This window comes from Ruegeria sp. YTSC004 (assembly GCF_059609805.1).
The window spans coordinates 54,367-72,725 of the sequence record NZ_JBXWMJ010000016.1 but is presented as its reverse complement, the minus strand read 5'-3'; the positions used below and the strand labels follow the sequence as shown (position 1 = coordinate 72,725).

The following is an 18,359-nucleotide window of genomic DNA, read 5'->3' as shown; positions in this document are numbered from 1 at the left end:
CGCGGGATGGAGCAGCCCGGTAGCTCGTCAGGCTCATAACCTGAAGGTCGTAGGTTCAAATCCTACTCCCGCAACCAAACTTTAAGGTCGGATAATCCCAACGCAGCCCGGGCAGACTGCAATTGATCCCCCAGATCAATCGCTTAACGTCTCAAACTCGCCAGCCGAATAGCCTGCAACGTCGTAGGGCATCGTCAGGGCGTCGAAACGGGTTTTCCGTTGTAGCATGATGCTGTGTTGAGTCTGCCTGATCTGTCCCGCCTCATGGGTTTCAGTTTCCCGTGTTCCGTCGTCACCTATGCGTAAGCGTCCTATCGGGGCCCAGAAGCTCCACTTTCATTCTTTTCCAACCAGCTTAAGACTATCGAACAAGCGATTGGGGCAAGTTGATTGCGTCCGTCTATTGTATCATTTGCTGGACCGACAAAACTGATGGCAAAGTCATCTGGAAACAGGCCGGTTGGTTCGGCACGTCTCCATGTGCCTCTTTTAGGTCCCGGTACACAGTCTGGACAGAAATCGGAGAACTACGAATATCGAACTCCGTGCTAGAGAATTACCTGTATTTTACATACCCCTTGGCTGAGCACCTACCAGAATCGCGCGTTTTCAGGTATGAGTCCAAGCATTGATTTATTCTTTGAGGTAATGCCATGACCATTGTTCGCACCGTAATTGAGTACCGTGCTGCGCTCCGGGAGATTGAATACCTGTGGGATTCTGAGCCTGATACTGACGAAGGTAAGCGGCTGGAAGAGTACTTGTCCGCGGTCGAACACTACGAGCAGCTTTCCGATACGGCACCCGACAAGCAGGCCATTGCCTAAACCTGTGGCATCACATCGCCGTGAGTGCTGCTCACAGTTCTAGTAGAATAGAGATGAACAGGAACTACATAATAATCGCTGCAGTGATTGCTTTTGTCTTAGCTATCTTCATGATGAGGTCAGGCGACGAGGATGCAGGGGGTGATGAAGCTCCACCAGCTGCGGCTACGGAATAGGCGCATCTCGGGGTGGAGAGCGCCAATGCGTAAGTGTTGCATCTAACTCGTAAGAAATGATCTCCCTTATACATTGGGGGCGGTCCATATTGCCGCGTAGTGCCAATATGAAAAAAATTCCGCAGTCGGCCCAAACCAAACCTTGGACAAGTTCTCTTTGCCGCTGCGCGGCATCAGTCAAAACAGACGTTCGCACATTCGGCTATGCGCAAGTTGGTGGAACGCCACCAGGTGAACAACAAGCCACTTTATAGCTGATCATCTTTCTCAGACCCGTTTACGTCGCTTTTGAGATTTGAGAACGCTGACGAAGGATCGTTTGATCACCGCTTGGGCGGTAAAACCCATTTCATCCCGTCCGGCTTTTGGACGCGATTGAAAATTTCTTCTAATATGTCCTCCAAGTGCAATATGGGATTGAGTTGCTGCGCCGCTTTTGCCGATACGAACGAAGTCCCCACTGCATTTGTGAATCAGAGCTGAACCAACTCCGGTGATAGGCCGGTCGGCAATCAGAAAAGTTTAAGAAAAATATAGTTAAACATTTGATTTAAAACATAATTTAGACTTTTCCCACTCACAGGGAACGCACCACGCAGTTTTACCTCTGATCCGGTCCGCAACTGGAATTGGAGGCTTCGAAATGCTGGATAAAAGGAATCTCTTTCGCCCTCAGCGAGCGCCGGCCAGAGCAAATTGCAAACCTACGCACCGCGGAATCAAAGCTATGGTGGCGGCGCTGATTGCAGGATTACTGACTTCGGCGACTTCTGTCCCTTCGCCCACGTTAGCTGACGGGCTGATGGTTGTTGGCAGCGACCGAGGCGGATATCTGCATGACCGTTTGATCGAGATCGAAAACCTGCAAAAAAACGACATTCAGGTCGAAATTCGGGGACGTGTCTGCTTTTCGACCTGCACGATGTTTCTGGGCCTTCCTGGAACCTGTGTGAACCCTGACACGACATTTGGATTCCATGGACCTTCGCGCAGTGGTCGGCGGCTTGCTCCAGAAGACTTTGACTATTTCAGTCAGGTCATGGCGGCGTACCATCCAGAACCGCTCAGGACGTGGTTCATGGAAAAAGGGCGTAAGCGCATCAACGGCGTTTTCAGGATAAAAGGCACCGAGATCATCAGAATGGGAATTCCTGCCTGCCGGACCGCCTGAATGAAGCTTGCTTAGACCTGCGCGCAAATGTTAGACGCCTTGGGTCTTGACCACCGGCTCTTGAATTCAGTGCTAGCCGGTCGCAGTAGCCACTCAGGAGGCCCCCCTAACGTGCTGTCATCTCTGATTCAACGTTTCGGGCGACGCGCGGTCTTTGCCGCTCCGATGCCGGACAGGCCAACCTGTGTCATTGGTGATGTGCATGGTTGCATAAGACAGTTGCAGAATCTGTTACCTAAGATCCCAAGGGATCATCGGGTCATCCTTGTCGGAGATTATGTCGATCGTGGCGAAAACAGTGCTGACGTTCTGCGTCTGATCCAAAACCGCCCGGAATTCATCTGTCTGAAGGGAAACCACGAAGACATGATGTTGAATTTCCTGCGTGACCCTGAACAACATGGCCCGCGCTGGCTGCGCTATGGAGGTCTGCAGACGCTGGCTTCTTTTGATGTGCGGAACGTGCGCGCTGAAATGGCCGCTGCCGAGCTGGTTGCCTGCCGTGACAATCTGTTGGCGGAAATGGGACCAGAGCTGGTCCAATGGGTATCGGAACTAAGGGCCTTTGACTATTCCGGAAACGTTCTTGTGACGCATGCTGGTGCAAATCCGAATACGCCCGCCGATCAGCAACCCGAAAAAACCCTGATATGGGGCGACCCAGAATTTCGGACAACCGACAGGCGGGACGGAGTGTGGGTTGTTTACGGACACACAATTGTCGATCAACCTACAGTCCGGCGTGGACGGATTGCCGTGGATACCGGAGCCTTTGCCACCGGCGTATTAAGCGCGGTCTGCCTGGACGGTGGTGAGCCAACATTCATCAGTGCCGGCTCTTAGCGGGTTTAACGCAAATACACTGTTGAAAACACAAGGAAATTAAAAAGGTGCGCAGTTTCGGACCCTCACCGGCGTTCGTGGCGCGAGGCATCCTTTTTTTCGGTCAAACCAAGCCGGGCCTTGTCAGGTCATGACGGTTTCAATAGGAAAATTAGGAACCGCGTTAAATCATAGAGCTTTTTATGTTGATCTGTCCTGTCCTTCTTTGTGGAGGCTCCGGCACGCGCCTCTGGCCTTTTTCCCGAAAGAGCTACCCGAAGCAATTCGTTCCATTGGTCGGCGAAGAGACTCTGTTTCAGGCGTCTGCCCGCCGGTTGTCCGGAACAAACGCGGAATTGGAATTTGAATCGCCGGTGGTTCTGACCAACTCGGACTTTCGGTTCATTGTTGCGGAACAGCTGCAGGCCATCGGCATTGATCCCGGAACAATCATGATCGAACCTGAGGGTCGCAACACAGCGCCAGTGGTTCTTGCGGCGGCACTGTATGCTTATGCCAAGGATGAGGCCGCTGTATTGCTGGTTGCCCCTTCCGATCACGTTGTACCGGATGCTGCTGAATTTCAGGCTGCTGTTGCCCGTGGTCTGGAGGCGGTTGCACAAGGCAAACTGGTGACGTTTGGCATTACTCCGACACATGCGGAAACGGCGTATGGATATCTTGAGCTGGCCGCGGGTTCGGGCGGTGACGGAGCGCCTGTTCCGTTGAAGAAATTCGTCGAAAAGCCGAACTTGGCCCGTGCGACCGAAATGCTGGAGGCCGGGAATTACAAATGGAACGCGGGCATTTTCCTGTTTCGTGCGGCAGATATCATCGCAGCCTTCCAGGCCCATGCGCCCGATCTGATAAAACCGGTGAAGGAAGCGGTTGAAACAGCAACGCCGGACCTGGGGTTCCTGCGCCTCAACCCTGAAAGCTGGGCGCAGGCCGAAGACATTTCGATCGACTATGCCGTAATGGAAAAAGCAACAAACTTGTCGGTCGTGCCTTTCGGCGCTGCATGGTCGGACCTGGGCGGCTGGGACGCCGTATGGCGCGAAAGCGGCCCTGACGCACAAGGCGTGGTGACCAGCGGGGGCGCAACAGCGATTGATTGCCACAACACCCTTTTGCGGTCGGATAGCGAGCAGCTGGAAATCGTGGGTATCGGACTGGACAATATCATCGCTGTCGCGATGAATGATGCGGTTTTGGTTGCCGATGCATCGCGGGCGCAAGACGTCAAAAAGGCGGTGAGCGCGCTTAAGGAAAAAAACGCGCCCCAGGCGACGGAATTCCCAAAGGACCACCGCCCGTGGGGGTGGTTCGAAAGCCTGGTGGTTGGCGAGCGGTTTCAGGTGAAGCGTATCCATGTGCACCCTGGTGCATCGCTGAGCCTGCAATGCCATTTCCACCGTTCCGAACACTGGATTGTTGTCGAGGGTACCGCCCGTGTGACAATCGATGATCGTGAGCAATTGGTGACCGAAAACCAGTCTGTCTATATCCCTCTCGGGGCCACGCACCGGATGGAGAATCCGGGAAAGGTTCCGATGGTCCTGATTGAAGTGCAGACCGGCACATATCTGGGTGAGGATGATATTGTGCGCTACGAAGACAAATACGCGCGGGGGCAGGGGGCCAAAGGCTGAACCGCGCCTGAAGTTTCAGTGTAATGTTCATTCAAAACTGCGCGGCAAGGATCAAGTACTCCGCCGCGCAATTTTTCTTTGCGCGGGGGGGGGTCTGACGGCGCAACGCGCGGTGCGCTGGCGGATCGTTAAACTGATAATCCTAACGTGCCGCTGACTGACACAGACAGCGAGACATGAATCAAGATGACCAACCCATTCAGCAACCGAGCCTCCAGCCTGTCCGGCCCTGCGCGTGACATTGTTCCCGTTGTCGCTTCGGACAATTCGGATCTGGCCGATGTAGCAATCGGTCTCTACGTCGAATTCGGCGGAGCGATTGTTCTGACCACCGTTCGGGGCGAAACCCGTACAGTTCAGGTGTCGGACTTTTCGATCCTGCCGGTGGGGACAACGCGTGTACATGCAACCGGAACTACAGCGTCCGGTATCCATGCGATGGTATTGGCCTAAACGCAGGTCAATCAAGTCAAGGTTCGAAGGCGCGCAGCCAGTGACAACCGTTTAGTCTGCGCCAAACAAATCCCGGGTAAACACCTTGCCCGCGACATCCTCAAGTTCGGGGCTGTGCCGGTTGGCAACGATCAAATCGGCTTCGGACTTAAAGGCTTCGAGATCCCGCACGACACGAGACCGGAAAAACTCCTCCCCCTCCAGCGCCGGTTCATAAACAATGACCTCGACTCCCTTGGCTTTCAGTCGCTTCATGATCCCTTGGATCGAGGACTGACGGAAATTGTCGCTGCCCACTTTCATGACCAACCGGTGAATACCAACGACGCGCGGGCCTCGCATCAGAATCTGATCGGCCAAAAAATCCTTTCGCGTCCGATTTGCGTCCACGATGGCGCGAATGAGGTTTTGCGGAACATGGTTGTAGTTGGCCAAAAGCTGTTTGGTGTCTTTTGGCAGGCAATAGCCTCCATACCCGAAGGAAGGGTTGTTGTAATGGCCACCAATGCGCGGATCCAGTGAAACGCCTTCGATGATCTGGCGGGTGTTCATGCCACCAGCCATTGCGTAACTGTCGAGCTCGTTGAAAAAGGCCACTCGCATGGCGAGGTAGGTGTTGGAAAACAGCTTGATCGCCTCGGCCTCATCCGGGTCGGTGAACAGGACGTCCACATCTTTGGTCACGGCACCTTCCAGCAAAAGCTCGGCAAACACCCGCGCCCGGTCCGAACGTTCGCCGACGATCACGCGGGACGGGTGGAGGTTGTCATAAAGCGCTCGCCCTTCACGCAGGAACTCCGGTGAGAAAATGAAATTGTCGCTGTCCAGATCGGCGCGCAGCGCCTGAATATACCCCACTGGGATCGTCGATTTGATGATGATCGTGGCCTTGGGGTTGATCGCGTTCACTTGCCGGGCAACGGCTTCGACGCTTGAGGTGTCGAAGTAGTTGGATTTGGCATCATAATTCGTCGGGGTCGCCACGATCACAAACTCGGCGTCTTCGAAGGCCGGTTCTGTGGTTGCCCTGATCGAAAGGGCTCGGTTTGCAAGAAAGTCTTCCAGTTCGGCATCAACGATGGGGCACTGGCCGGAATTGACCATTTCAACCCGCTCTTTTGAAATGTCGATTGCAGTGACATCGTGGTTTTGAGCCAATAGCACCGCATTGGACAATCCCACATATCCGAGACCTACAACTGCAATCTTCATTCCTTTGCCCTCATACTCGCAAACCGGTGTGTACTTCACCTGCTTTATTGCTTGCCGATTGTAAATGCGGGTGTGTGTGCCGAAAACCCCATCGTTACGAAATTATTCGAGGTTCCGATCCGTTGGATGCAGGTCCGAACCAAATGCTGGCCATCTAAGGCGTTCGTTCTGATCTGAGGCGCTTCAAGCCAAGTCAGTTCCATGACTCCAAATGAGATGAAATCAATCAAGATACTGAAAAAAAACAATTTAGTGGTAATGATAATAATATGGATGATTTTCTGGAATTCGGCATTCTCAGGTTGAAGCTGGTATGATAACGGTCAGCCAACACTTGATTTAGGAGATTCAGGATGATCAAAGCGTCTCTTCTCTTGTTAGGCTGATTCCATCCTGAAAAAGAGGGGGTTTCATGCTTTTTATCACGAACAGATTTCCGACCCAGAGTATTCGCACCCGTAAAGGACGCCGTTTTACCTTTGATCTGGACAATAACGCGCCTTCAAACTCGGTGTTTTACTGTGAAAAGGGCGAAGATGAGCATCACACCGAAATCACCAGTAAAGAGCTGCTGCGGCGTGTGCGTGACAACAATTGCCGCCAGATCCTGCTGTATCTTCACGGGTTCAACAACCTGCCGGAGGATGTGTTCGAAACCACGGCTGAGCTTCAGCGTCTGTGCGATCAGGCCAAACCCAGTGAAGTGATGGTGTTACCCCTGATCTGGCCCAGCGACGCCAAGCAAGGGATCGTTCAGAAATACTGGGATGACCAGAAATCCGCGGACCAAAGCGGGTTTTCCTTTGCGCGGGTGCTGGAGCGATTTCTGGAATGGCGCAACAGTGAGGATAACGAGCCCGAAATCGCCCCCTGTCTGAAACGGATCAACCTTCTGGCGCATTCGATGGGCAATCGGGTTTTGCGCCAAACTCTGATAGAATGGGATCGGTACGATCTGGCGTCGGGCGTGCCCCTGTTGTTTCGCAATACCTTCATGGTCGCTGCAGATGTCGTTAATGAATCCGTGCATGAAAATGAGCCCGGTGTGCTGGTCAGCCATGCTTCGCGGAATGTGGTTGTCTATTTCGCCTCTGACGATCTGGCGTTGCGGGCCAGTAAGGCTGCGAACCTCAAGAACAAAGTTGCGTCTCGCCGGTTGGGTCATACCGGGCCAGAGAACATCGACCGAACCCCGCACAACATATTTCAGGTTGATTGCGACGATATCAATACGGCCTATGACACGCCTACCGGCCACAAATATTTTGGTCCGGTTTCGCCGGGTGGCGAGGCGGGCCTTGTGTTCCGGCATATTTTTCAATGCGTCCAATCCGGGCGCGTTTTCCCGGATGATCCGCATCAGCGCTCGGTCATTTTGCGCTGAATCAGGCGTTCGCGATATGTCGGCTTTTCAAATTTGATCAGAAATCCAAATAGTTCACAATCTGGTGTTGCAACCTTCAGAATGATCTGGATGATCAGCACTACCAAGACCGGCAAAACCGGTCTGCCGTTTCATGGAACGGTACTAACGAAAAAACGGGGAGATTATAATGATCCTGAAGAACCTGATGATCGCTGCCAGTGCGACCGCATTGATGGCGGGTGCCGCATCGGCGGAAACGCTGCGATGGGCGCGTGCTGGTGACGCGCTGACGCTGGATCCGCACTCGCAAAACGAAGGCCCGTCACACACAATACGTCACCAGATGTACGAGCCGCTGATCATCCGCGACGTAACAGGCGCGTTTGAACCTGCACTGGCGACCGAGTGGGGTCCCAAGGCTGATGACCCGAATGTCTGGGTCTTCAAGCTGCGCGAGGGTGTGAAATTCCATGACGGCGCAGACTTCAACGCCGAAGACGTGGTGTTCAGCTTTGAACGGGCCAAGCAACCCAATTCCGACATGAAAGAGCTGATCGGCTCGATCACCGAAGTGCGTGCGGTTGACGATTATACCGTCGAGATCGTCACAGACGGTCCGAACCCGATCTTGCCATCGAACCTGACCAACCTGTTCATTCTGGACAAGGGCTGGGCCGAGGCGAATGACACAGTCAATGTGCAGGATTTCGAAGGCGGCGAGATCACCTATGCCACCACCAATGCCAACGGTACGGGGCCTTATGTCCTTCAAAGCCGCGAGCCTGACGTCAAAACCGTGATGGTGCGCAACGACAACTATTGGGGCATCGGCCAGTTCCCCATGGAAGTGACCGAGATTGTCTATACCCCGATCCAGAACGCTGCGACCCGTGTCGCGGCGATGTTGTCGGGTGAGGTGAACTTCCTGCAGGATATGCCGGTGCAAGACATTGACCGCGTCAATGGTGCCGATGGCCTGATGGTCAAGCAAGCCCCACAGAACCGTGTGATCTTCTTTGGCATGAACCAGGGTGCGGACGATATCGAAGCAGACAACGTAGACGGCAAGAATCCTCTGGCCGATGTGCGTGTGCGTCAGGCGATGTCGATGGCGATCAACCGTGATGCGATCAAGCAGGTCGTGATGCGCGGCCAATCGCAGCCTGCGGGCATGATCGCACCGCCATTCGTGAACGGCTGGACCGAAGCGATGGACGGCGAATCCGCCACTAATCTGGAAAAAGCCAAGGAACTGATGGCAGAGGCAGGTTATGCCGATGGCTTCTCGCTCCGGTTGGACTGCCCGAATGATCGATACATCAACGATGAAGGGATCTGTCAGGCGGCCGTTGGGATGTTGGGCCAGATCGGCGTGACCGTGAATCTGGACGCAAAGCCCAAGGCCCAGCACTTCCCGCTGATCACCGACGGCAAGACAGATTTCTACATGCTGGGTTGGGGTGTTCCGACATATGACTCGGAATACATCTTCAACTTCCTTGTCCACGGTCGCGAAGACGACATCGGCACATGGAACGGAACCGGCTATCAGGACGACGCGCTGGACTCGAAGATCAAGTCGCTCGCCTCGAACACCGACCTGGACGCCCGGAATGCCGACATCGCCGACATCTGGCGTGTGGTGCAGGACGAAGCGCTTTACATCCCCATTCATCACCAGGTTCTGAACTGGGGTATGGCTGACGGTGTCGGCATCGAAGTGGATGCCGAAGACCAACCCAAGGTCAAATACTTCACCATCAAATAAGTCAAAACTTTTGACGATCAGACAGGGCGCGATTTTCGCGCCCTGTTTTTTGTTGCGATCTGAGATTTCCTTGCGCATGCGGCAAAAACCAAGAAAACTCGACCACAGAAACAGGGAGACATAACAATGATCCTCAGGAACAGCGCCATTGGCATTGCAATGCTGGCTGCCACCAGTGTTCAGGCCGCAGATTTCAAATGGGCTTCGACCACCGACCCGCAAACCATGGACCCGCACGCGGTCAACTCGGCCCCGGTTCTGGGATTTCTCAATAACGTCTACGAAGGGCTGGTCCGGCGCGACAAGGACATGAGCGTTCAGCCCGCCCTGGCTGTCAGCTGGGAGCCGATTGGCGAAGGCGACGGCTGGCGCTTCAAGCTGCGTGAGGGTGTGACCTTTCACGATGGCAGTACCTTTGATGCGCAGGACGTTCTGTTCAGCTATCAGCGTGCCTCGGGCGAAGCCGCGGATACGCGAAGCTGGTTTGCGCCGGTCAGTGAGGTGATCGTGGTCGACGATTATACTGTCGATATCATGACGACCGCGCCGAACCCGTTGTTTCCATCCTCGATTGCCAACTGGATGATCATGGATCAAGGCTGGACCGAGGCGAATGATGCCGCCGTCCCAGACAAAGAGGCCGGCAATTATGCGACGATCAATGCCAATGGCACCGGTGCATTCAAAGTCACCGAGCGCGAGCCGGGTCTGAAAACCGTACTGGAACCTCACCAGGGCTGGTGGGGAGATGTCGAACACAATATCACCCGCGCCGAGTTTAACCCGATCCAGAACCCTGCGACCGCCGTTGCGGCGCTGTTGTCGGGCGATGTGGATATGATCAACCCGGTGCCAATCCAGGACGTCGCGCGCCTGCAAGAAGACAGTGATGTCGAAGTCATCAAGGGGATCGAGGCCCGCGTGATCATGCTGGGCTTTGATCACGAGGCTGAGACGCTGAAATATACCGACGATGAGGGCAAACCCAATCCGTTCCGCGACCCGCGCGTCCGCAAGGCGGTGGCGCAGGCGGTGAATGTCGATGCCATTCTGGCCACCATCATGCGCGGCAATGCCGAAGCGGCCTCGCAATTGGTGAGCCCGGCCATGAGCGGTTATTCCGCGGCTCATGCCGATCGTCCCGCATTTGATGTCGAGGGTGCCAAGGCTTTGCTGGCCGAGGCAGGCTACGCCGATGGGTTCTCATTTGGACTGAAATGCCCCAATGACCGCTATCTGAACGACGAAGCGGTGTGTCAGGCCGTAGTCAGCATGCTGGCCCAGATCGGGATCACGGCCGAGCTGGAAGCGATGCCTGTGCGCAATTACTGGCCTGAGCTGCGCGAGGATAACTATGACATGTATCTGCTGGGTTGGAGCCCCGGAACGTTTGACGCGGAACACCCAGTCCGGTTCCTAGTCGCGACGCCAAACGAAGAGAAAAAGCTGGGCAGCTGGAATTTCGGCGGCTTCTCGAACGCACGCGTGGATGAACTGCTGCCTGCCATCCAATCCGAGCTGGATGAGACTAAGCGTCAGGCCATGCTGGACGAAGTGGCTAAGATCATTCAGGACGAACAGGTCTATGTGCCCATGTATGTGCAGCCACTGGTCTGGGGCACGCGCAGCAATGTCGAGCTGACACAGCGCCCCGACAACTTCTTTTTGCTGCGCTGGGTGACCGTGAACTGAAGACGTTTTAGCATTGGATTGGCGAGGGCCGGTTCGGCACCGCCAATCCGCATCGTACCCTGCATAAAACCGATGACGCAGGAAATAAGGATCGCTCTGATACCATCCCGTTAGCGATACCTTGACCATTTAGCCGACCCGTGCATAGAGAAGCGGATCAATGGGGAAAGTGAATGTTCGCATATATCGTCCGAAGGATGCTCCAATCCGTGATCGTACTGCTGGTCGTGGGTCTGGTCGCATTTTCTATGTTCCGGTTTGTCGGCGATCCGATCGACAACATGCTGGGTCAGGAACGTACGCAAGCCGATATCGACCGGCTGCGGGCTGAACTGGGGCTGGATCAGCCGTTTCCGGTTCAGTACTACAAGTTCCTGAAAAATGCCGTTCAAGGCAATTTCGGTGTGTCTTATCGTCAGGGACGTCCTGTCTCGACCATCATAGCCGAGCGCGCGCCGGCCACACTGGAACTGGCTTTTGTTTCCGGCTTTCTGGCAATCACCATGGGGATTGCGCTGGGCGTGTTCACAGCCATCCGACGACAAGGGATTGCTGCGAATATCATCATGACCGTTTCCCTGATTGGGGTGTCCCTACCGACTTTCCTGATCGGGATCTTATTGATCTACATTTTCTCGGTTGAATTAGACCTCTTACCCAGCTTCGGGAGGGGCGAGACCGTTATGATTGGCAACTGGTCCACCGGCTTCTTGACGACTTCTGGCCTCAAGGCGCTGATCCTGCCTGCGATTACGCTGGGTCTGTATCAGATGACGCTGATCATGCGCCTGGTCCGGTCGGAAATGCTTGAGGTGTTGCGCGCCGATTATGTCCGGTTTGCACGCGCTCGCGGTTTGTCGGACCGGGTGATCAACTTCCGCCACGCGCTGAAGAACACTATGGTTCCCGTGATCACAATCACCGGTCTGCAGCTGGGCTCGATCATCGCCTTTGCTATCATCACCGAGACGGTGTTCCAGTGGCCTGGTGTTGGCCTGCTGTTCATCAACGCGATCCAGTTCGTCGATATCCCCGTCATGGCCGCTTATCTGATGCTGATTTCGGTCATGTTCGTTTCGATCAACCTGATCGTCGATCTTCTTTATTATGCCATTGACCCGCGCCTGCGTGTCGACGCGAGGGCCACATGACCGATACCATCGAAACCCCGACCGCCCCCACCAAATCGCGATTTGCCAAGTTCTGGGACAGCGATTTTGCGTGGTCCTTCCGGCATTCTCCGGTTGCGTTGATCGCCTCACTGGTGGTGCTGATCCTTTTGCTGGCCGCCGTTTTTGCCCCGGTCATCGCACCCTATAATCCGTTTGATCCGGCATCGCTAAACCTGATGAACGGCTTTACGCCGCCGGGCACGCCCAATGCCTTTACGCAGGAAACCTTCTTTTTGGGGACCGACGATCAGGGACGCGATGTATTCTCGACCATTCTATATGGCATGCGCATCTCATTGTTTGTCGGCGTGTCAGCCGTGATGCTGGCGCTGATCATAGGTGTCATCCTTGGGCTGGTTGCGGCGTATTTTGGCGGTTGGGTCGAAACGCTCATCATGCGAATTGCCGATGTGCAGCTGACTTTCCCGGCCATTCTGGTTGCGATGCTCATCTTTGGTATCGCCAAGGGGGTTACGCCCCCCGAATACCGCAACGAGATGGCGATTTATGTTCTGATCATCGCGATTGCCCTGTCTGATTGGGTGCAATTTGCGCGGGTCGTACGCGGCGCTGCGCTGGTGGAAAAGAACAAGGAATACGTACAGGCCGCCCGTCTGATCGGGCGCGGGCCAATTCCGATCATGTTCCGCCATATACTGCCCAACGTCCTCAGCCCGGTTCTGGTTATTGCCACGATTTCGCTGGCGCTGGCGATTATCGCCGAGGCGACGCTCAGCTTTCTGGGCGTGGGTGCACCGCCGACCCAGCCGTCGCTAGGAACACTGATCCGTATCGGGCAGGGCTTCCTGTTCTCGGGTGAGTGGTGGATCCTGTTCTTCCCGGCCTGCACCCTTTTGGCGCTGGCCCTGTCTGTCAACCTCCTGGGCGACTGGCTGCGCGACGCGCTGAACCCCAAGCTGCGGTGATTACATGAGCCTTCTGACGATCAACGACCTGACGGTCGAATTCCCGACGCGCCGCCAACTGTTCACCGCTGTGGACCACGTGGACCTGTCCGTTGAACCGGGCGAAATCCACGGTCTGGTCGGCGAATCCGGTGCGGGCAAATCCACAATCGGAGCGGCCATCATGGGTCTGCTGGACCGGCCCGGCCGGATTGCCAGCGGCACCATCAAGCTGAGCGGTGACCAGATCAGCGGCCTGGATGCAGTCGCAATGCGCGGCCTGCGCGGCAAAAAAATCTCGATGATCTTCCAGGATCCTCTGACCTCGTTGAACCCGCTGTTCACCGTGCGCGAACAGCTGACCGAGACGATCCAGGCCCATCTGGGCGGAACGGATGCCGAGGCGAACAAGCGTGCCCGTGATCTGATCGACCGGGTGGGCATTCCTGACCCGGACACGCGGTTAGACCAATATCCGCACCAGTTCTCAGGCGGGATGCGGCAGCGTGTTGTGATCGCTCTTGCGCTGTGCACCGAGCCAGACGTGATTATCGCGGATGAACCGACCACGGCGCTGGACGTGTCCGTTCAGGCGCAGATCCTGGACTTGATCAAGGAACTGGCGCAAGAACGGCAGGTCGGCGTTATCCTGATCACCCACGACATGGGCGTGATCGCGGATACCACGGACAAGGTGACGGTTATGTATGCGGGTAAGGTGGTGGAAACCGGCCCGACGTCTCAAGTCATGGGTCAGCCCACGCACGAATACACCAAGTCACTGATCGCCGCTGTCCCGCGCCCCACGTTGAAACTGCACCGCTTCCCGCAGATCAGCTATGGAGGGCGTGAGACCCGTTTTGCCATCGACGATATGGCCCGGCACTGGCCCAAGGTGGACAATGACACCAGCAAACCGGTGTTCGAGATTCGCAATCTGACCAAGAAGTTCCTGCAGCGCAAAGGCCTGCTGCCGTGGGACCGCACTTATTTCACTGCCGTTGACGATGTCAGCTTTGACATTCGTGCGGGTGAGGTATTCGGGGTCGTGGGTGAATCCGGCTCTGGCAAGTCTACCATCGCGCGGATGATCGCGGGGCTGTACCCCGTTGATGGCGGTACGATCACCTTTGAGGGGCAGGTGGTCAGTGATCTGACCAACAGGGCCGCGTTGGATGCGTATCGCAAAAACATTCAGATGATCTTTCAGGACCCTTATTCGTCGCTGAACCCCCGGATGCGGGTAGACGATATCGTGGCCGAACCAATCCGTCATCACAAGCTGATGGAAGGGTCCGATGTAAAACGCCGCGTGGACGAATTGCTGGATCAGGTGGGACTGGGCCATGAGGCCGGGCTGAAATTCCCGCACGAATTCTCAGGCGGTCAACGGCAGCGTATTTCGATTGCCCGTGCTTTGGCGACACAGCCGCGGTTCTTGATCTGTGACGAACCAACCAGCGCCCTGGACGTGTCCATTCAGGCACAGATCCTGAACATCCTGAAAGACCTACAGGAACATCTGGGCTTGACGTTGCTGTTTATCAGCCACGACCTGCCGGTGGTACGTCAAATGTGCGACCGGGTGGCCGTGATGAAGCAGGGCAAGGTGGTTGAGTTGCAGGAAACCAACGAACTCTTCGCCAACCCGCAGACCGAATATGCAAGCGAGCTGCTGCGGTTGATGCCGAAACTCGACGATCTGTCGACGGATGGGCTAGAGGCCGAGACCTAATTCCAAAGACCCAATTGCCCGTCACTCGGGCAATTGGGTGTGCATATACATTAAAATATTCAAACTTTGCAGACTCATCCGGGTTTGTTGTGCTACGTCTGTCTTTGGAGTTGGGGGCTTCAGAGGGGCGAAATGTCTCAGGACCTTAGGGACTGGCTAAGCGCACTTGGATTATCTGACTACGCGCAAGCCTTTTTGGATAACAAAATTGATTTTGGAATTTTACCCGATTTGACGGGTGAAGACCTGATCGAAATCGGAGTCACTGCTGTCGGCGACCGTCGGCGGCTTTTGCGCGCGATTGCCGAGCTTGAGACGTTCGAAATTGCCCCGCCATTTCAGCCTCAGGAATCCCTGGAGCCTGCGAAACGGCAGGTAACGGTCATGTTCGCCGATCTGACCGGATTTACTCGTTTGACCAGCGAACTGGATGCCGAAGACATGCACGCGCTGCTCAACGCGTTTTTCACCAGGGTGGACAAGGTCGTCGAAAAATACGGTGGCCGGATCGACAAGCATATTGGCGATGCGGTCATGGCAGTGTTCGGCGCGCCGATCTCGCACACGAATGATACCGAACGGGCCGCGCGGGCAGCACTGGAAATTCACACGGTTCTGCCTGGCCTGAACCCTCCGCTGACCTGCCATATCGGGATTGCATCAGGGCAGGTTATTGCCAGTACAACAGGCAGTCAGGCGCATACGGAATACACCGTGACCGGTGATGGTGTGAACCTGGCCTCGCGCATCACTGACATGGCGGCGCCGGGGGAAACTTTGGTTTCACATGACATTCAGCGTGCGTTAGGGCCGCTTTTTGTTGGTGAGTCGATGGGCGAAAAGGCAATCAAAGGCCTTGGTGATCCGGTTGAGCTGTGGCGGCTGGACCGGATGGCGCGCAACATCCGGTCGCGCAGGCATCGCTTTGTGGGCCGCGAGCGAGAGCTGTCCCTGTTTTCGGCAATGTTCGATCGATGCCAGCGGCACGGTAAGGGTGAAGTCCATATCGTACTGGGCGAGCCGGGTATTGGCAAAACGCACCTGTCGGAACAGGTGGCTGAGCTGGCCGACAGCCTGTCTTATTCCATCCACAATGGCGTGGTCATGGATTTCGGCGCGCGCGAGGGGCATTCAGCCATCCAATCCGTGACACGCAGTATTCTTGGGCTGGAGCCGACGGATGATACGGAAACCTGTGCATCTGTCGCGAAGGATGCAATTAGCAAGGGTTGGGTAACAGCGGCGAATGCCGCGCACCTGAATGCCCTGCTAGAGCTTGAACAAGACCCCGGTCTGGCCGAGGTCTATGCGGTGATGGACAATGCAACCCGTCTGCGGGGGCGTCGTCAGGTTATAGACGACCTGATTTCGGCCCGCAGCCAAAAAACGCCTTTGTTGATCCATATCGAGGATATCCACTGGGCTTCACCCGAGATCCTGACAGCTTGCGCCCATATCGCGGCGATGACGCGCAATCTGCCCTGCGTGTTGCTAATGACCAGCCGCGTGGAAGGCGATCCGATCGACCGCGAATGGCAACTTGCGACGGATGGTGCCCTGATATCCAAGCTGGAACTGGCGCCAATGGGGGACGAACAAGCCCGACAACTGGTCGAAGAGTTCACCGGGATCGACCCGGAACTGTTAGACGCCTGCGTGAAACGCGCCGGAGGCAATCCGCTGTTTCTTGAACAGTTATTGCGCAATATCGATGTGCTGAAACAGGAATCCGTTCCCGGCAGCATTCAGGGCATTGTTCAGTCCCGTCTGGATTCGCTGGACCGGACCAGCCGAACGTCGATTCAGGCGGCATCCGTGCTGGGGCAGAGGTTCTCGCCCGAAGTTTTGAATTTTGTTCTGGGTGAAGGGCATCTGGATACCTCGACCCTGATCCGCTCTGCCCTGATCCGCGAGGCTGAGGCCGATCTGATGTTTGCCCACGCGCTGATCCGCGACGGATCTTATGCAACTTTGGTGAAATCTGAACGCGCCCGCCTGCATCGTCAGGCCGCGAGTTGGTTTGAGGACCGTGACGCCACTCTGCGGGCACAGCATCTGGATCGCGCGGGTGCGACCCATGCGGCCCAGGCTTATCTGGAAGCCGCGGACAAGCTGATACAGGTTTTTCAGTTCGACGATGCCAGCCCGTTGATCGAACGGGGGCTGGAACTGCCAGCACCCGCAGGGGTTCGCTTTGATCTGTTCTGCGCCCGGGGTGAGACGCACCGGTTGCAGGGCCTGTCCAATGATGCCCTGCGTGAATTCAAAGAGGCCGCAGAATTGGCCGAGACGGATGAACAAATCTGCCGGGCGCAAATCGGCTTGGCGCAGGCCGCGCGGCAGGCCAGCCTGTATCAGGAAGCTCTGGAAAGTCTGGACATTGCCGAGGCAGCTGCGGAACGCTGCGGGTCTGACCGCGACATTGCTCAGATCAACTATGTGCGCGGCAATGTATACTTCCCGCTGGGGCAGGTGACAAAGGCGCTTGAGAGTAACGAAAAGGCTCTAACACTGGCCAGAAAGCTTGAATCCGCGCGACTTGAGGTTGGTGCGCTCAGTGGATTTGGCGATGCCAATTTCATGAATGCCACGATGCAAACTGCGACAGGGTTCTACACGCAGGCAGTCGAACGGGCGCGAGAAAAGGGTTTGGTCCGCGATCTGGCCGCGAACCTGCACAATCTGAGCGTCGCGCGCAGCTATACCGGTGATGTAGCGCAAGGAAAGTTGGATGCGCAGGAAGCCATTGAAGTGTCACAGAAGTACTTCGCCTTTGTCCCAGAATGCGTGGCGCAGACCTGTTTGGGCGTTGCGCACACTTTCTTAGGGGAAATAGATCAGGCGTTGGACGTCTTTACCCTGTCTGCCGAGATCGCGAACCGCGTTGGAGCGAAACGCCTAGAGGCGCAGGCGCTGGAACATCTTGCCCGCACGCAGGTTTATGCCGGGCAGCTGGAACAGGCGCGTGAAACCGGTCGCCGCGCGGTCGGCATTGCCCTTGAACACGGTCGGAATTTCGTCGGACCAAAAGCGCTGTCAGCTTTGGCCATGGCCGAAGAGGACCCCGCGACGCAAGATGATAACCTAAAGCTTGGCGAGAAGATCATCGCCGAAGGCTGTGTTGGCCATAGCCATCTTCATTTCTATACGGACGCCGCTGCCGTCATGCTGGCGCGAAAGCAGTGGGACGAAGCCACGCGATACGCGGATGCCCTGGCAGCTTTCACTGCAGATGAGCCTTTGTCGATGGTCGATCTGTCGATCCTGCAGGCTCGAACACTGGCTGAATGTGGGGGTTGGGGTATTCCTTTGACGGCACATGAAGGATTCGATGAATTGAAGGCGCGGTTTCAGGACCTGGGCATCAAACAATCGCTGGTCGGGCCGCTGGACTAATCAGGTGAGGGG

13 protein-coding genes and 1 tRNA gene are annotated in these 18,359 nt (G+C 55.8%); 13 read left to right on the top strand and 1 reads right to left on the bottom strand.

The window, feature by feature from the left end:
- The 6 genes from AC2FFP_RS21115 (at window position 1) to AC2FFP_RS21090 (ending at window position 5,101) form a co-directional block, all read left to right on the top strand.
- Window positions 1-77 (top strand) — tRNA-Met (locus AC2FFP_RS21115).
- A gap of 576 nt (window positions 78-653) precedes the next feature.
- Window positions 654-827, top strand: a complete 174-nt coding sequence (locus AC2FFP_RS21110; RefSeq protein WP_496742110.1) for a hypothetical protein — start codon at window positions 654-656, stop codon at window positions 825-827.
- Between the two features lie 903 nt (window positions 828-1,730).
- Complete coding sequence (locus AC2FFP_RS21105; protein ID WP_496769519.1) at window positions 1,731-2,174, top strand: hypothetical protein; 444 nt, start codon at window positions 1,731-1,733, stop codon at window positions 2,172-2,174.
- Window positions 2,175-2,285: 111 nt separating this feature from the next.
- Entirely contained in the window at window positions 2,286-3,017 is a 732-nt protein-coding gene (locus AC2FFP_RS21100) for a metallophosphoesterase family protein (protein WP_496769521.1), read from the top strand.
- Between the two features lie 182 nt (window positions 3,018-3,199).
- Window positions 3,200-4,648 carry a mannose-1-phosphate guanylyltransferase/mannose-6-phosphate isomerase gene (locus tag AC2FFP_RS21095; RefSeq protein WP_496845235.1) on the top strand — a complete coding sequence of 483 codons (1,449 nt, stop codon included), beginning with the start codon at window positions 3,200-3,202 and terminating at the stop codon, window positions 4,646-4,648.
- A gap of 186 nt (window positions 4,649-4,834) precedes the next feature.
- The gene (locus AC2FFP_RS21090; RefSeq protein ID WP_496769525.1) at window positions 4,835-5,101 is read left to right on the top strand and encodes a spike base protein, RCAP_Rcc01079 family; all 267 of its coding nucleotides are present in this window, start codon (window positions 4,835-4,837) and stop codon (window positions 5,099-5,101) included.
- A gap of 51 nt (window positions 5,102-5,152) precedes the next feature.
- Here the strand turns inward: AC2FFP_RS21090 and AC2FFP_RS21085 are convergent, their stop codons facing one another.
- On the bottom strand, window positions 5,153-6,313 hold the full coding sequence (locus tag AC2FFP_RS21085) for a nucleotide sugar dehydrogenase (protein ID WP_496845236.1): 1,161 nt from the start codon (window positions 6,311-6,313) through the stop codon (window positions 5,153-5,155).
- A gap of 412 nt (window positions 6,314-6,725) precedes the next feature.
- Here AC2FFP_RS21085 and AC2FFP_RS21080 point away from each other — a divergent pair, with 412 nt between their 5' ends.
- The 7 genes from AC2FFP_RS21080 (at window position 6,726) to AC2FFP_RS21050 (ending at window position 18,347) form a co-directional block, all read left to right on the top strand.
- Entirely contained in the window at window positions 6,726-7,697 is a 972-nt protein-coding gene (locus tag AC2FFP_RS21080; protein WP_496769531.1) for an alpha/beta hydrolase, read from the top strand.
- Between the two features lie 169 nt (window positions 7,698-7,866).
- Entirely contained in the window at window positions 7,867-9,447 is a 1,581-nt protein-coding gene (locus AC2FFP_RS21075) for an ABC transporter substrate-binding protein (RefSeq protein ID WP_496736985.1), read from the top strand.
- A 126-nt stretch (window positions 9,448-9,573) separates the two neighbouring features.
- Entirely contained in the window at window positions 9,574-11,139 is a 1,566-nt protein-coding gene (locus tag AC2FFP_RS21070; RefSeq protein ID WP_496736984.1) for an ABC transporter substrate-binding protein, read from the top strand.
- Window positions 11,140-11,312: 173 nt separating this feature from the next.
- The gene (locus tag AC2FFP_RS21065) at window positions 11,313-12,290 is read left to right on the top strand and encodes an ABC transporter permease (protein ID WP_496838192.1); all 978 of its coding nucleotides are present in this window, start codon (window positions 11,313-11,315) and stop codon (window positions 12,288-12,290) included.
- The gene (locus tag AC2FFP_RS21060; protein WP_058273051.1) at window positions 12,287-13,237 is read left to right on the top strand and encodes an ABC transporter permease; all 951 of its coding nucleotides are present in this window, start codon (window positions 12,287-12,289) and stop codon (window positions 13,235-13,237) included. Before AC2FFP_RS21065 ends, AC2FFP_RS21060 begins: the two co-directional genes overlap by 4 nt.
- Before the next feature lie 4 nt (window positions 13,238-13,241).
- Window positions 13,242-14,951 (top strand): ABC transporter ATP-binding protein, encoded by a 1,710-nt coding sequence (locus AC2FFP_RS21055; protein WP_496769538.1) that lies wholly within the window; start codon window positions 13,242-13,244, stop codon window positions 14,949-14,951.
- Between the two features lie 132 nt (window positions 14,952-15,083).
- Entirely contained in the window at window positions 15,084-18,347 is a 3,264-nt protein-coding gene (locus AC2FFP_RS21050) for an adenylate/guanylate cyclase domain-containing protein (protein WP_496881475.1), read from the top strand.
- Window positions 18,348-18,359: the final 12 nt, after the last annotated feature.

What these genes read in the sequence shown, in the direction of transcription:
- AC2FFP_RS21110 (WP_496742110.1), top strand. Translation starts at nt 654, where the DNA reads ATGACCATTGTTCGCACCGTAATTGAGTACCGTGCTGCGCTCCGGGAG.
- AC2FFP_RS21105 (WP_496769519.1), top strand. Translation starts at nt 1,731, where the DNA reads ATGGTGGCGGCGCTGATTGCAGGATTACTGACTTCGGCGACTTCTGTC.
- AC2FFP_RS21095 (WP_496845235.1), top strand. Translation starts at nt 3,200, where the DNA reads ATGTTGATCTGTCCTGTCCTTCTTTGTGGAGGCTCCGGCACGCGCCTC.
- AC2FFP_RS21090 (WP_496769525.1), top strand. Translation starts at nt 4,835, where the DNA reads ATGACCAACCCATTCAGCAACCGAGCCTCCAGCCTGTCCGGCCCTGCG.
- AC2FFP_RS21085 (WP_496845236.1), bottom strand. Translation starts at nt 6,313, where the DNA reads ATGAAGATTGCAGTTGTAGGTCTCGGATATGTGGGATTGTCCAATGCG.
- AC2FFP_RS21080 (WP_496769531.1), top strand. Translation starts at nt 6,726, where the DNA reads ATGCTTTTTATCACGAACAGATTTCCGACCCAGAGTATTCGCACCCGT.
- AC2FFP_RS21075 (WP_496736985.1), top strand. Translation starts at nt 7,867, where the DNA reads ATGATCCTGAAGAACCTGATGATCGCTGCCAGTGCGACCGCATTGATG.
- AC2FFP_RS21070 (WP_496736984.1), top strand. Translation starts at nt 9,574, where the DNA reads ATGATCCTCAGGAACAGCGCCATTGGCATTGCAATGCTGGCTGCCACC.
- AC2FFP_RS21065 (WP_496838192.1), top strand. Translation starts at nt 11,313, where the DNA reads ATGTTCGCATATATCGTCCGAAGGATGCTCCAATCCGTGATCGTACTG.
- AC2FFP_RS21060 (WP_058273051.1), top strand. Translation starts at nt 12,287, where the DNA reads ATGACCGATACCATCGAAACCCCGACCGCCCCCACCAAATCGCGATTT.
- AC2FFP_RS21055 (WP_496769538.1), top strand. Translation starts at nt 13,242, where the DNA reads ATGAGCCTTCTGACGATCAACGACCTGACGGTCGAATTCCCGACGCGC.
- AC2FFP_RS21050 (WP_496881475.1), top strand. Translation starts at nt 15,084, where the DNA reads ATGTCTCAGGACCTTAGGGACTGGCTAAGCGCACTTGGATTATCTGAC.